We start from the raw sequence: 15,205 nt of genomic DNA, 5'->3' as shown, positions 1-15,205 counted from the left end.
TTTTTTAATTATACAATTTCAATAGTTCTTTTGTCATAAAGAAGACTTAGGATATATAAGCCAACTGAATCTGGCCACTCATTTGGAAGTGCTTTTAGGAGTTCCTTTGTTTCTAATTCCTTTCCAGAATTTAGTAGTTCTAGTAACGTTTCAATTCCTTTATGATAGCGAAACTTTAGTTTAGATCCTCTAGCAAAGATAATTATTTCACTCTCGTCTAGTGATTTCCTAAAGTAGATTTTAAAAGGCTCAACTAATCTCAACACTGTATCTCTTAGGGTTTCATAATTATTTACATCATATAAATTTTCATCGGATAACGAAATTGTTCTTGTTTTCCATCCAGCATTACTAAATAAAGCTAATTTGAAATCATCATGCAATAATTTGAAAAGCTCCGAAAAAGGAAGATCAAGTAGATTTTCTTCATCTTGAAATAACCCAAGTAATTCATGTAATGTTTCTTGACTATTAGGATCTTTAACAGGTGAGAAGACTTCCTTCAATCTGTCATCGGTAATCATATACTGTTTAGTTAATGAAGAAAAAATACTATCGAATAGTTTTGCTTTGGGAGGATTATTGAACCACACTGTGACGCCAATTGACAATCCATCTGTTTTTCCTAAATGATACTTATCCCACGGCATGAAGTAAATATCAGTAGATTCAAAAGGGAATTTTTCTGCATGTTGAATCAAATCTTCATATTCTTTATCTTCATTTTTTCTTTTTCCATCTATTTCTTCATATACCTCATCTGTCCAGTTGTACATTTCTTTACCGCCAGGTCCCAAATGAAAATGAATAACGTTTTCACCTCTATGATCCTTATGAATACCTAAAGGTGTGTATGCATAATTTCCTACAAATGTATGAACACTAAGGCCTGTTAAAGGGATGCCAACTTTTTCAATTAAAGGAGTTAGTAACTGTAAAAGTTTTCTTGAAAGAGGATCGGAGAATTTTTCACAGCCATTTATTATCATTCCGAACTCCTTATTTGAAAAAACACGTTCAGCGTATTTCACAACATCTTCTCCTTCAAGCGGAGGATTGTCAAATATATAGTTAAGTTTATCGTCTCCTACAATTTTTCCATCAATGTAGGCTCTGTATCCATATTTGTTTGTTCTTAATCTGCATAGTTGTTTTAAAACGTTTAAAATTTCCGTAGATAAAATATTAGCATCCTCTATTGAAAAAGCATTTTTGGATATGGTTGTCCTTGTAAGATTATTACTGACGGTTAAAAAATTATCCCACCACTCAGGTTGTGCCATTGGTGAGTCAGATGTTGTAATTACTGTATTCATAATATTTATTTGATATTTATATTTAGATGTAAAGATTACCCCAATAAAGGGGTAATCTTCATTTTAGCTTATTTCATTAGAATAATGAAAAGCTTTAATCTTAAGGAGTAACTGTTACGACTTTCACAACAGTGGTAACAACAGTTTCTACAGTTACAGAATCATCAGCAGCAGCAATGCCACCTACTAATTTTTCCTGCTCTAACGGAGAAACCACTTTTGCTCCTAAGAATTCTTCTGGATTGAATTTTTTCTCTTCCATAATAAAGAATTTTGAATGTTAAACGAAACACAAAGAACCTTCGCCCTCTTTGTTTAGACGTTTTGTAATTTTTAAAGAGGCACAAACAATCCTCTTATTTTTATCTAATTTCATTATGAATTTAGAGGTTCGAATATTAAGGAGTTACGGTTCTTACAACTATCGTAACAATTGTTGAAACAACAATTACAGGATCCTCAGCAGCGGCAATACCACCTACTAATTTTTCCTGCTCTAACGGAGAAACCACTTTTGCTCTTAAGAATTCTTCTGGATTGAATTTTCTCTCTTCCATAATAAAGAATTTTGAAGATTAAACGAAACACAAAGAACCTTCGCCCTCTTTGTTTAGACGTTTTGTGATTTTTAAAGAGGCACAAACAATCCTCTTATTTTTAAATTTTATTATTTTTCTCTAATCAAAGAAAACTAATTAATTTTAATTGACCAAACATTTGATTGCAAAATTGTAATAATGAGCTATATGGAATAAGCTGAAATACCAAGTTTTTAATAAAAATATGAGAGTACTCAAGGGATTTGATGACCTTTTTGTATATTTTTTACCTCTTAAAAAGAATTATATTATTGACAAAAAACAGCTTAAAATATTCCTCGAATAAAGAATAAATAAACAGGATATTGATAAAAATAAAGGTTTGGTAATAAAAAAAGCAACTCCATAATGCTATTGAGTTGCTTTTTTTAAATGTTGTTTATTGAGAAAAAATCAGGAAAAAACGCTCTGATAGATACGTTCTATCTCTTGAAATTCTTCTTCCGTAATTTCGGAAAAATGCTTTTTTCTACGGTTTGGAAATGTTCCTTTATTCTGATGAATAAAGACAATTATCTCATTGGCTCTTTTATCGGGCATATCTATCAGTTGCAAAAGCTCTTTTTTAAACTCATCGTACCTGTCGAGGAATAGTAATTCCTCTGAAAGATCGTGCCTTATGGTTTCCTGTATGGCTTGGGCAAGAAATGCGGTTTGCAGGGTAAGATCAGGGTAAAGGAAATAGGCTTTTACCTCTTCGGGATTGGTAATGACCAACTCTCCCTTGTCGTTTTTAGTAAACTGTATCCTTTTCATCAGGGGCTTTGAGTAAGCTTCCAATACAGCATCATAAGCTTGCAGATTGTTGACCATGTGTGCCGATACCGGTATGATGACATCTTTACCTACAAAGCCGTCGCGTATGAGCATATCGTGTATCAGAAAACGGTGGATACGTCCGTTGCCGTCAAGGAACGGGTGAATGAACACAAAGCCGAAAGATACAATAGCCGCTCTGATAACAGGCGAAAGCTCCCGGGTCTTTTGCTCTGCAAGTGCCAGTCCGCTCATCATAGGGTGCACCATAGCCGGTTGCGGACATATATAGTGGTAGATTTCTTCCAGGCGGTAGTTGCTCTGCCCGATATAGTTCTGAAAATCACGGTACCCATTTTGTTTGTACCTCGGATCTACAATGGCATTTTGCAGCACGGTAAGATACTGCTCTTCCAGTACCTTATCTGCCGGTTCCTTGCCTGCTTCATAGAGCAGGTTTACAAACCTGTTCATCCTGTCGGGTGTAGGTTTTTCGCTCTCTATTTCATAAGATGATTTTGTCTCTTTCCGGTAGAGGTATTGTGTAGCCCTGTTAAAAATTTCCGGAGGATATTCTGCTTTCAGATTATCTACTTCTTTACGGAAATCCATCTGTAACAACTCTATTATAGAAGCATTCCTGCGTATAACAGGGCAAAAATCAACCCCACCAAGCAAATTGTCGTTAATACGCCATCTGCTGTTTTTCTGAATGGTTCCCGTAATGTATTTGCTACTGTCCAGCAGGTCTATATAGTTTCCGTTTACTTCAAACTCAGCTTCCAGCAATTCTCCGGTAAGCCATTCGTATAAGAAACCGATCCGTCGGGAATACCTGCCCGAAGGATTATTGAGGATGTAAGAGCGAAGCTCATCTTTATCCATACTGCTAAACACTGCCTGGATTAGATCAAGGTTCAGGTCGTCGTATTTGAGAGCAAATTCAAGATGGGCTGTTATGCTGTCCTCGGCAGGAGCATATTTGGGTCCGTATGTTTCCTCTATTGCTCCGTCCAGAGCAACTTCTGTTTTGTTTCTTGTTCCGATATAAGAGCGGTGTGTCAGCTTGTATTGGCTGAATCCCAAATGCTGTACTAACCATTGAAAACCTGCTGCCTGTTGTGCCATTTTTTGCAGTAATTTATATTTATACGATGTAAAAGTATTAAAAATAAATCTATTTGCAGTAAAATGATTATTTTTTTGTGTTTTATGATTGCAAGGTGTCTTGCAGTAAAACGGATATCGGTGCAGTAAACAGATTATTTTACTTCTTAAAAAAAGTAAAATGATTATAAAGAAAGTCTAAAAGAATGGTGAGGACAAACCAATAACGGAAAGGAGCTGCCTTACGGCACTTATTTTTTAGCGTAACTACTAAAGGAGGAGATACTTTTGCTTGCTACATTCAGATTGTCAGGTGATTTTTAGAATTCGTAAGAAGCCCCTATCCCTATATAACCGGACATTCTTCTTATCACATCCATAGAAAACAGGTTATTACCCGAAGTAATATCAATAATTTCCGGATTGTTCATGTTCAGAATATTTACACCTTCTATCCAATAGCGAAATTTAGATTCGTTCTTATCATAAAGAAGTTTGAATCCAAGATCATAGAAGCTTCTGTCTGAAGAGGTGGTTTTGAACGTTTCGTAAGAATTGTTGATGTAATATCTGAAATTTTCTTTTATTCGACCATTTATGTTTAGTAAGGGAGATAGACGTTTTATATTGTTTTGGTTATCAAATAAGCTGTATTCAGCGTTCTGTTCAGAGAAATAAATACCGGCTTCGTAATTAAATATTTCATTTTTGAAGTTACTGATTATAGAAACTCTGACTGTATAAATATTGGTGCGGCTCTCATTCTCTAAATGATTGATAAAATTGTAATTTTTGAGCAGTATATGTCCTGCATTTACTTTGAATTTGCTTTTCAAAGCACTGATACGCTGCTCAAAGCTTACATTCGAATTCCAGCTTACATAAGAGGGTGAAATAGTGTTTTCTATTTCATTAAAATCCGAGTAGTTTAACGTATTTGTTGTTACTGATTTATCAGCTTTGGTTAATGACGTATTAGCCATAAAAACAGTTCCGTGATAAAGGTCAAATCTGAAATAATTCAGCGAAAAGATATTTTGTGTGAAAACTTCTGAAAAAGCTATATGGGAGGGCATTACCAAATTTCTGAAATCCTTGGCATAAAAGAAATCGTTCAGGTTTTCAATTTTTGGGAAATCAAGGGTTCTGTTATATGAGAAAGTAAGATTATGTGTCTGCGAAAATGCAAGTTTTAATTGTGCAGATGGATAAAATTGGAATACATTTTCTTTTTCATCTTTACTTTTAGTAGTAGAATTTCGCAGTTCGGCTTTAAAACGGTATTGAAAAAATCCTGTCTTTTTCATAACAGACGCATCAAGGAACTGATAGTCCAAATCCACTCGTAATGCTTCTGCCAATGGAGCATTAATTACCAAATCTGAAGAATACCGATTCCTTGTTGAAAAGTAACCCGAATTGACTCTAAGTATATGTTGATTAAGTTTCTGTGTGTACTTTGCAAATACCCCAATTTCATTTTTCTTTAATTCCTTGGTCTGCTCTAAGTTGTTTATAGATTGGTTAAATAAAAACTGGTTACTGTAAAGTGAATAATCATCATCATTTTGTTTTAGTTCCTGAAAGGCGTTAAACGAAAGAAGCTTATTTTCCGCTATACGTATAATGTAGCTCAACTGATGTCCAAAGGTGTAATTAAAACGATTGTTGTCTTCTTCGTAAACAGAATTCATTCCTAATGCTTCACTACCAGTATACCTATTGCGTTTAGTATTGCTTGGATCAAAGATAACAGAATAGTTAAGGAGGCTGTTTCTGTTAGGTTTATAATCAAGGTTCAGTTTGGTCTGATTAAAAAAGAATCTGTTGGTAGCCGTTTGATTATCAAATGTTGTTATGTGCTGACCTGGATTTAAAAATGTTTTTTGAGAATAGACTGCTTCACTAGATTTTGTAAAGTCGAATATGCTAAATCCATTAACCGAAAGTTTACTACTGGCATTGTATGCAAAATCGAAAGAAACAAATTCTGATTTTTTAGTTTCTACGTTGTTATTTTGCAGAAGAAAATCAGGTATGGATGGCAGGCTTATAAAACTGGAAAGAGAAGCATCATTATTTCTCAAATCCTGTTTAATGCTTTTGCTCATGTTTACATAATCCTTTAATGATAGTGCCTGTTCACCGGTATTATTAAGATCGGCAATGGCAGTAATGTTTGATTTTGTCCCGAACCTGAAAAGATTGCTATGGACTTTGTATCTTTCCTTATATGCACCATATGCATCTACATTTCCTGTAATTCTTCCAAGGTATTCTTCTTTGATTTTAATATTTAGTGCGGTTTTGTCACTACCCTCAATCTCTTTAATTGCCTCAAAGCTTTCGTAGTTATTGAGCAAGTCAATTCCTTCTAACATTTCAGCATTTATATTCTCAGTTGCCATCTGATGGTTATCCCCAAAGATTTTTTTGCCATTTACCATTAAATCATTAATCACCTTACCATTTGTCGTGATCTTACCATTGTCATTTATTTCAAGTCCGGGAAGTTTACTGATAACGTCCTTCAGTTTTTGTTCGTTGCCGGTTGTTAATGACTTTAGGTTATAGCTTATAGTATCTCCGTTCTGTTTAGCTACCGCAGCCTGTGAAATGATTACAATTTCTTCGAGCTCTTCAAATGACTCCTGTAATATGATTTTTAAGCGGGTTGTAGTATTCCCGTATTTAATCTCCTGTTTATATTCTTCAAAAGAAAGGTGGTTTACTGTAAGTAAATAGTCCTTGTTGTTTGAAAATGATAATTCAAACTTCCCTTTACTATCAGTACTGGTATAAGATATGGTTTTATTGGTAAGTGTATCGGTCAACTGTACGCTTGCCGCAGAAACCGGTGAGTCGAAATTATCCACAACAATACCCTCAATAACAATGTTTTGAGAATAGCATAAATGCTGAATAAAGAAAACTAAAACAAAACAGATATACTTCACACTTTCTATGTTTTTAAGGTCTTAACGAATTGCCAATTCCTTGTTTCAATTCATTTACTTTTTCATTCAAAATTTTAAGGTATTTTTCTTTATTTACCTTTTCACCTTTTGAGGGTTTGGTAATACTAAGCTTTGAGTTATTTTTAGTAACTTTTATGGCATGATAGGTTTTCTTTTCGGCAATAAGTTCAATGATAAGCCCCGGTAATCCGTAGTAGTCTTTCGGTCCATCCTGTACGGGAAGTTCAGAAGCGTACCAGGCGATAATATCTTCACCATTAATTTTTGCCGTAGCTTTTTTTACTTTATAGGAACCAATTGTTTTCTCGTCATCTGTCAATGTCCAATCGTATTTTACCAACTTGTCTGTAACTAGAAATTTCTTACCTAAAACATCCGCTTCATGCAGGTACTCATTCGTATTCTGATTTTTATACAATCCGCCACTGTTTTTTCCTATCTCAACCTTCTTGGTTTCAGTGTCTTCCTTTAGGCTTAATTCATTTTTTGAATCTGATTGTTGTTCCTGAATATAAAATGAAACACCATCTTCATAGTAAAGTGTGTAGTTAGTTGCTTTTGACAAGTGGGCAGAAACACGCTTCCGTGTTTCCGGGTCGGTAACGTTTTTCAACTGATTCTCTATATTGGCTCTTTCTTCGTAAAGTACTGTTACGGATTGTGCCGTTGCGTTTAAGCTTGCCATTGTAATAAGTATTAATAATAAATTTCTCATAATAAATAATTTTTGGAAAAAACCAACGTAGAAAAATTTCATATTTCTCTACGTTGGCTAAATAAGTAATAAGTCTATCAACTAAACTTCTAAATACACATGGTAAGTACCAATGTAAACACCATCAACGTACACATCGTAAACCCCCAAATAGATTAACTCTCTAGCTTCCTCACCTGAAAGCACATTTTCAGAAACTACCATGTTGTTGGTCAACTCAATTTTAGGATTTGATGAGTTTGTAGTGTTTGCTTGAGCAAAAATTCCTGTAATTGCTAAAGCCAATGTAAATAATAACTTTTTCATTTTGAATAAAATAAAAATTAATAATAATTGATTGGTCAGTTTTGCGGTTCTGACAACCTTATTACCTGTATATTTTCTACATTGGTAGCAAACCCTTTCTTTTACTCTTTAAAACTTACACAGTTCAGGTGTCTGGTTTTTAACGAATGCATACAATCTTCAGGTAATTTATTTTCTGACATAATGCCGATAATATTGTTGTCACTTTTGAATCAATGGATGTTTTTGAAACGTCAATTTTTTATTATTTTTCTCTAATCAAAGAAAACAAATTATTTTTAATCCACCAAACATAAAAATGAATACGATAAAAAATGAATGATGACAGGATAGCACCCAACAAGTTTTTTATTGTATAAAAATCGAGTATTTACAATGTTTTACAGTATGTATTCTTGATAAAAAACACATAAATAAAAATTTTAAATTTTAACACTTATAAGGTGGTTATTATTAAAAACATTTCATTAAATAGAGAAATTTAAAAACACTTAAGGTGTTTGCAGATCATAAGTAGTAGTAGAAAGTATTGTTTTAAGACAAATAAAAAAGCAACTCAATAGTATTATTGAATTGCCTTTTAGGTGAGTATTGTAAAATATGAATCAGGGGAAAATAGACTGATACTGCCTGTAATCAGAACTTAGTCTGCTGTGTGACGGTATTGTTCTTCAAAGTCAACGTGTATCATAGTTACAAAAATTAATACAGCTAAATTCCCTGTTTCGAGATAAATAATCAGTATTAGTGATTTTTATGTAACATAGAATTACTCCTGCACCAAATGCTGTAAATCCGGATCGTTCTTGATTCGTTCCAATTCATTTTCCACTATATGCAGAATATCCGATTTTATCTGTCTGTAATTGCCTTCTATATGCTGTTTCATCTTATCCTCGCCCTGTTCATCAACAAAGGATAGAATTTGCGGTATCTTTTGATAGGCTTTCGTTTCTGCGGCTACTTTCTCATTATCTACTACGATTTCAGCGTGGAAAATCTTTTGATCTATTCGTTCATCGAAGTTGTCCGATACCGAACCTACAAACATTCCCTGTGTGAGCGTTGAAATTTTGGAAGCCGGAATAAGGCTGTCTAATTGTGTGGATATAGAAGTAGATTTATCATTGCGGTTAATGGTCATACTCTGACGCTTCTGCAATACTTTCCCGAAACGTTCCGATAGGCTTTTGGCTGTTTCTCCAACTACCTGACCGGAAAAAATATTACCTACCGTGTTCTGAATTACTTTACTTTCCTTATCGCCGTAATCCCTTGTTAGCTGACTAAAGTCCTGAAATCCCAGGCAAACTGCGACCTTATTACTTCTCGCTGTGGCGATCAGATTGTCAAGTCCTCTGAAGTAGATTGTGGGTAACTCATCAATGATTACCGAACTCTTTAATTGCCCTTTTTTGTTGATGAGCTTTACAATTCTTGAATTGTACAATCCTAAAGCTGCGGAATAAATATTTTGACGGTCTGGATTGTTCCCTACACACAAAATCTTTGGTTCTTTCGGATTGTTGATGTCCAATGAAAAATCATCTCCGGTCATTACCCAGTACAAACTTGGCGAAATCATTCTTGATAACGGAATTTTAGCCGATGCAATTTGTCCTTGAAGCTGGTCTTGTGCTCCGCCTTGCCAGGCATCCATAAACGGTGATAAGTAGTTTTCCAAATCAGGATAGGAAGTCAAAATAGTGAAAACATCCGAATACTTTTTGTTCAGCAATTCAATGGCATGTGGGAATGTGCAATACTTACCATCTTCATAGATTTTCAGATACCAGATTATGGCAGCCAATAGTATAATTGGTGACTCGACGAAAAAATCCCCCTGCTTCTGGATCCACGACCTGTTAAGGTTTAACATGATGGTATAAGCCGCTTCGTAAGCATCGGATATGTCCGTCATAAAATCCGGATTAAGCGGATTACAACGGTGGCTCTTGCGTGGGTCATCAAAATTGATGACGTAAAATTGTGGCTGTACTTTATATTTATCCCTATGTTTTAATAAATGATTATAAGCGATGGTGGAAAGATCATCAAATTTAAAATCGTAGATGTACATACTAAAGCCTTTCTCAATCTGCTGTTTGATGTAGTTGTTTACAATGGCATACGATTTTCCGGAGCCGGGTGTTCCTAAAACTATGGTTGCTCTAAATGGATTGACGATGTTTATCCAACCGTTGTTCCATTTGTTCTTGTAATAGAATTTTGTAGGAAGATTGACGGAATATTCGTTCTCCATCAGTTTGGTTTCCTGCTGAAAGCTTTCATTTTCGTTATTGAAAACGTCGTCCATCAGGTTGTTGTTTAATAATCGGTGCATCCAAACACCCGCCATCAGCAAAGCGATGTAGCCCAGACCAAGTGTAAGAATGTAAAAGAACGTGCCAACAATTGGCGAAAGTTTTAATAGTGGTGTATTGAGAAAAAACAGTACAAAACCAATTCCTAAAGCCACATATATTTTAGTCCAGGTTATCTTCTCGTTCTTTACGCCTTTGGTTCCGAGGCAACTCAAAGCCAGCAGTATAATTGCAAAAACTTTGGTGTAAAGTGTGTGCGAAAACAATCCTGCCGTCCGGTCAAAATTGCCTAATATCTTATTGATGATTTCCAGTGTCCAGCCACGTTCTAAAAAGAAACCGTAGCAAAACCAATAAAGATGCATCAGTACCAAAAGGATACTTACTGCACGCATAAATGCCATTATCTTGGCTAAACCTCTTAAATCGTCTTCTCCCTGCACTTTTATAAAAATTAATGTTCGGGCGTGAATTTAGAGGTTGTATTTAGTGGCTATAAGAATGTGGCGGTCATTGGCTGTGAAAGGCAGTGTTTGTCGTTAAACTCTAATAGCATACATAACGAATTTTATAAATTTGCAATAAGAAATAAACCTAGATATGAAGATTTTAATTTAAAACAAAAATGAAAATGATTGACAGAATACCAGTTTCAGAATTTCCAAATTTCAAATATGAAGATCAGGATGTAATTAATGCATTTCTTTGGTTAAGAAGTTTTTTATCAGATGAAGATTGGAACCAAAGAAAAGAAGCGATTGAAAACAAGTTAAGTTATGATTTTAGAATATCAAATCCGTTCTCTGAACCACTAACAGAAGGAACTTTATTATTAGATAATAATGATCAGATAGGTTGGTATCTGTATCTTGTACATACCTTACTGTATGAACCTCATAAGTATGAATATTTTCAGGGAGCTAGGATAATACCGATTTTCAAACGCTTAGGTATGAACCTCAATGAAGTGAAAAATATGAAGGTATCCAAAAAAAGGTTAGAGATCTTTTGAAAAAAAGAAGAGCAGAAGCAGATGCTATTTTATTTGAGATATTAACTGCTTTATTGTGGGTAAGAAACGGTTGGCAGGTAAAATTCTTAGAAGAAGGGAAAGGTGGTAAATCGCCTGATATTTTGGCATCTAAAAATAATAATGAATTACAGGTAGAATGTAAAAGACAACGAAAAACAGCAGATTACACCTATAAAGAAACTGAAAAAAGGCTAAAAATGGTCTCGTATTTGAGAGAGGAGCTTTTAAAGTATAACATTTTACTTGATTTAGTATTTCATGTAGAGCTTATTTCACTTCCCGATACATATTTAAAAGATTTACTTCTTAATAAAATTCAGGAAATAAAGAAAGCTGGACTAATAGTTTCTAATAATGAAGTTACTATTTATGCTTCGTTTATAGATATAAATAGAATAAACAAGTATCTTGAAAAGAACTTTGTAAAAAACAATTCACCTCAATTATGCGATTTGATTGCTCAAAAAGCTGTTGACTATTCAGGATTTACTTCAGGATTTTCTGGTAACTTTTTTCGTGTAGGAGAAGGAGAAGCTAATAATTTATATATCGCAGAAATTGCAAATGCTTTTGGTGTGAATTGTAGAAGTATGGCACCAGAAGCAGTTACAGCTAAAGCCCGCGACACAAAAACACAGATTATGGGTGCTATTAAACAATTTAATACGGAATCCGAGAGCGTTATTCATGTTGGGATGGAAACATATGACGGACAGGAAGTAGAAATAGAGCGGTTAAAAAAAACATCTAAAACTTTAGAATCAATAAATCCTTCTGAAACCAATTTACGTTATATATATTATCACTTTTTTCAAGCCTACACAAGACCTGATCAAATATGGATATTTGATGAAACCGTAGATAAAGTTTCTTCACTAAAACAAGCCGTATTTCCGCTTGAAAATTCTTTTTTAGTGGTAGATGGTGATGATGACTCTTTAATGGATATATCTCATTGGAATCGTGAGTTACCTTAAATTAACAATAAAAAACGGACTCTTTTGTAGTCCGTTTTTCATATTCATAAATTTACATCATTAATCGATATTTAGAAATGTATTCTGTACCATCATACCGAAAGCTTCAATCCTAAAGCATAGCTCCAATACAAAAATTTTGGAGCCGAAGGCGTTTTAAATTGATAAATACCATAAATGTAGAATGAAGAAAATAGAAATGCTCCCCAGCTAAGTGCAAGACACCATACATCCTGACGTTTTGTAATGTGAAACATACCGGCAACTATCGATTTGATAACAAATGCCGGAAAGATGCAACATAAGATTATACAGATAATCCAGGGCAATATCCATAAAGTATTTTTCTTTGCCCGCAATCCAATGATAATACCCTTCAGGAAATAAACTATACAAAGTATAAGATAGGCAAAGATCAAAGACAAGCCCCATATTTTGAATTGGTTAGTTTCTCCTTTCAGCAATTTTTGAGATAGTAAATATCCGGCATAAAAAATATACCAAAGACAGCTGCAATCTTTAAAAACAGCACCAAAAAGCCTATAAGCATAAGCATTACCCCCGTGGAAGCTCTTACTTCTTCATCCTTTCTAGCTAAGTATTCTTCTTCGGTTTCATTAGGGTCACTCCAATTCATGCTTTATTACTTTTCTATTTGATAAATATACTGAATTTATTTTTCTCTTTTCGAGGAAATATAAATAATAAAAAGGTAATTGTTTGGAGTTAAAAATATTGGATTTTAAAGTTTTACATCCTTTAAATTCTATTTTAAAACAGTTTCAAATGTTACTATTTTCCCTGATTTACAGGTACGCTCCATCGAAAGAGCCTTTTCTTTCCATCGGGTAGATATATAGTTACCGATGTGTATTGTCTTTAAATGTTCCATGAAATCAATCTGTATAAAATGTAGTCTTAATTAGACTTCTCTTTATGAGTAATTGATTGATTATAAAGATTTTTGATTCAAAAATTACAATTGATATTTGGTAGAAAATATGGAAGTGTTATAAAAAATAAAATACTATTTTTGATTTTATTTAATATTATATGCAACAAAATATTTTAAATTTGTTGAATTGTGGTCTAATTAAGACTTAATCTATCAGCTAATGATTTGACATAAAATATGAAACAATATTACCCTTAACTGAAAAATTGTTTATTGTCATTATTTGTTAAAAAGAACCATTCTGTTTTATTGCTGTATATAAAGTTCTGAATGTAAAATATCAATACATTTATTTTACTTCTGACCTCTTTTTCGTTTTCTCTTCTTTCTCATCTTATTGGCAAAAGCCTGTGCTTCATAATCTTCGCTTAGTGTTTCAGGCATAAGCAAACCGCCTAACCCTTCTATTAAACCGTCTTCGTGTTTGGTCGTGTTTACGAAGTCAAATAATTGATGAGGTTTTTCATCAGGCAAATCTTCCGTATTGTTAGATTGCGATACTTTAGGCTGAGGTTGTACTGCCTCTTTTATTTCCGGTTTGATGTTATTGTTCCAGTAATCATTAAATGTATTGGCAGAAAGTTCCTTGCTTAAACGTGAACCGTTCCAAACTGTTTTGGAATTATGGTCAATAAAGGTCATTCCATAAATACGACCTCTATCATTCCTCCGTACTACTACATTAATGCCCTGTTCCCCTAACTGTTTTTTAAAACTCAATTCATCACTTGTAGTTTGCAGAGCAATAGTAACGGCAGATTGTAAAGTCTTTTGGGTTGGATGGTCTTTCAAATCTGTTTTGCATTTCGCAAAATGCAATTCTAACGCAGGAAGTCCTGCATCTTTACCAAATAACGAAGCCTTGAACGGATGTCCGGCTCGGTCGCCTTTTTCATTTAATGGAATATATAGCAAACCCTGTTTAGGTTTTCCCCTTAATTCCCCTTCTATTTTTTCGGTAGTGATATTAAATAGTGAAAGCAAAGCGTTGTACTCTCCCAAAGTTTGAAATTTATAGTAGTTAGGTAAGTGTCGTACTACTGAAGCGATCTGGCTTTTTACGTCGCCTGCTTTATAATCTACCGGACGAAAAATCTTATCATTCAGATTACGCTCTTTCTCCGTTGCGGGTATCAATCCGTGTTGCTTTTCAAGTTCCCGGCATATCTTCATTGACCGCATTTTTTCGAATTTGTCCGAAATCTTTTTACCTTCTTCATCCACACAGACCGATACGATATGAATATGTGTACGGTCAATATCCGTATGCTTGAATACGACAAAAGGCTGTTCACCATAACCCATTTCCCTCATATATTGTTCTGCCATTTGCCGAAATTTATCATCACTGACTGTATCTTTCGGGTCAGGATTTAAGGAAATATGTATCGTATGCTTTTCAGTCTGGCGGTTAGCAATGAGGTAAGTAGCAAAAGATTGGGCTAATTGTGCAACGGAATATTGCCCGTTTGCGGTTTCAATAATCTTATTGGCAAGCAAAATCTGTCCGTTTTCATGCTCAACTTTTAGATTATTGTATGCCAATGCACCGTATAAATTTGCACTTCTTCCAATCTTTGCTATCATTATTACCTCTATTTTTTCAGGTTTTTTACTTCAAATTCATCAATCAGTTCAATGATCTGTCGGCATAACATCGCCATTTCAGTCGTCTGTTTTTCAAGTTTAAAGAGGTAAGCAGATGCCTTTTTCTCCGAAAAATTCTTGTACAATAGCTTTACAATCTGGTTGTAGTTAACCCCAACATTTCGGAACTGGGTGTGAAACGATGTCAACCGCATATAAAAATCAACCGTTCCTTTGTCAATCTGAATGGTCTTTACCGTCTTGTCAAAGAGGCAGGACTTGATAAAATGTGCCTTAACCTGCATATCTGATTTATCAAAAAGGGCAAGGAAACGGGCGTTTTCTTCCTCGTTTAAGGAAAGGGAATACCGGAATATTGCAGGATCTGTTTTAAGTGGACGACCTATGGTCTTCTTCACTTTTCTTTTGTTGTTCTCGTTCATAATTAATCCATTTTAATCTACACAAAACCTCGACTTCGGAGAGTGTTTTTCAGCCCCCGGCAGGGCAAGTTGTTCTGCATCGAAAAATACTTTTGAGATGCTGAGAACA

13 protein-coding genes are annotated in these 15,205 nt (G+C 34.4%); 2 read left to right on the top strand and 11 right to left on the bottom strand.

Features of this window, described 5'->3' with window-relative positions:
• Positions 1–8: 8 nt before the first annotated feature.
• The 8 genes from EG242_RS05530 to mobC form a co-directional block, all read right to left on the bottom strand.
• Entirely contained in the window at positions 9–1,316 is a 1,308-nt protein-coding gene (locus EG242_RS05530) for a hypothetical protein (RefSeq protein WP_124898906.1), read from the bottom strand.
• A gap of 100 nt (positions 1,317–1,416) precedes the next feature.
• A complete protein-coding gene (locus EG242_RS14820) occupies positions 1,417–1,578 on the bottom strand; it encodes a hypothetical protein (protein WP_158608847.1) in 162 nt (53 codons plus the stop codon).
• A 136-nt stretch (positions 1,579–1,714) separates the two neighbouring features.
• Positions 1,715–1,873 carry a hypothetical protein gene (locus tag EG242_RS14920; protein ID WP_203227682.1) on the bottom strand — a complete coding sequence of 53 codons (159 nt, stop codon included), beginning with the start codon at positions 1,871–1,873 and terminating at the stop codon, positions 1,715–1,717.
• A 435-nt stretch (positions 1,874–2,308) separates the two neighbouring features.
• A complete protein-coding gene (locus EG242_RS05525; protein WP_124898905.1) occupies positions 2,309–3,799 on the bottom strand; it encodes a Fic family protein in 1,491 nt (496 codons plus the stop codon).
• A 299-nt stretch (positions 3,800–4,098) separates the two neighbouring features.
• A complete protein-coding gene (locus EG242_RS05520; protein WP_158608846.1) occupies positions 4,099–6,735 on the bottom strand; it encodes a carboxypeptidase-like regulatory domain-containing protein in 2,637 nt (878 codons plus the stop codon).
• Positions 6,736–6,748: 13 nt separating this feature from the next.
• Complete coding sequence (locus EG242_RS05515) at positions 6,749–7,471, bottom strand: GLPGLI family protein (protein ID WP_158608845.1); 723 nt, start codon at positions 7,469–7,471, stop codon at positions 6,749–6,751.
• Positions 7,472–7,552: 81 nt separating this feature from the next.
• Positions 7,553–7,777 (bottom strand): hypothetical protein, encoded by a 225-nt coding sequence (locus EG242_RS05510; protein ID WP_124898902.1) that lies wholly within the window; start codon positions 7,775–7,777, stop codon positions 7,553–7,555.
• A 769-nt stretch (positions 7,778–8,546) separates the two neighbouring features.
• Positions 8,547–10,544, bottom strand: a complete 1,998-nt coding sequence (gene mobC / locus EG242_RS05505) for a conjugal transfer protein MobC (RefSeq protein ID WP_124898901.1) — start codon at positions 10,542–10,544, stop codon at positions 8,547–8,549.
• 182 nt (positions 10,545–10,726) lie between these two features.
• Here mobC and EG242_RS05500 point away from each other — a divergent pair, with 182 nt between their 5' ends.
• Positions 10,727–11,113: a hypothetical protein gene (locus EG242_RS05500; RefSeq protein ID WP_148090572.1), complete on the top strand. Its 387-nt coding sequence runs from the start codon at positions 10,727–10,729 to the stop codon at positions 11,111–11,113.
• The gene (locus EG242_RS05495) at positions 11,110–12,111 is read left to right on the top strand and encodes a hypothetical protein (RefSeq protein WP_124898899.1); all 1,002 of its coding nucleotides are present in this window, start codon (positions 11,110–11,112) and stop codon (positions 12,109–12,111) included. The genes EG242_RS05500 and EG242_RS05495 overlap by 4 nt, the downstream gene beginning before the upstream one ends.
• Positions 12,112–12,568: 457 nt before the next feature.
• Here the strand turns inward: EG242_RS05495 and EG242_RS05490 are convergent, their stop codons facing one another.
• From EG242_RS05490 to mobA, 3 genes are all read right to left on the bottom strand, one after another.
• Positions 12,569–12,748, bottom strand: a complete 180-nt coding sequence (locus EG242_RS05490; protein WP_124898898.1) for a hypothetical protein — start codon at positions 12,746–12,748, stop codon at positions 12,569–12,571.
• A gap of 612 nt (positions 12,749–13,360) precedes the next feature.
• Positions 13,361–14,653 (bottom strand): conjugal transfer protein MobB, encoded by a 1,293-nt coding sequence (gene mobB, locus EG242_RS05485; protein ID WP_124898897.1) that lies wholly within the window; start codon positions 14,651–14,653, stop codon positions 13,361–13,363.
• Between the two features lie 8 nt (positions 14,654–14,661).
• Positions 14,662–15,096 (bottom strand): conjugal transfer protein MobA, encoded by a 435-nt coding sequence (gene mobA / locus EG242_RS05480; RefSeq protein WP_124898896.1) that lies wholly within the window; start codon positions 15,094–15,096, stop codon positions 14,662–14,664.
• Positions 15,097–15,205 lie beyond the last annotated feature (109 nt).

Source organism: Paenimyroides viscosum, from assembly GCF_003858535.1.
In the GTDB taxonomy this organism is placed as follows: domain Bacteria; phylum Bacteroidota; class Bacteroidia; order Flavobacteriales; family Flavobacteriaceae; genus Flavobacterium; species Flavobacterium viscosum.
This window is presented reverse-complemented; position numbering and strand designations above follow the sequence as displayed.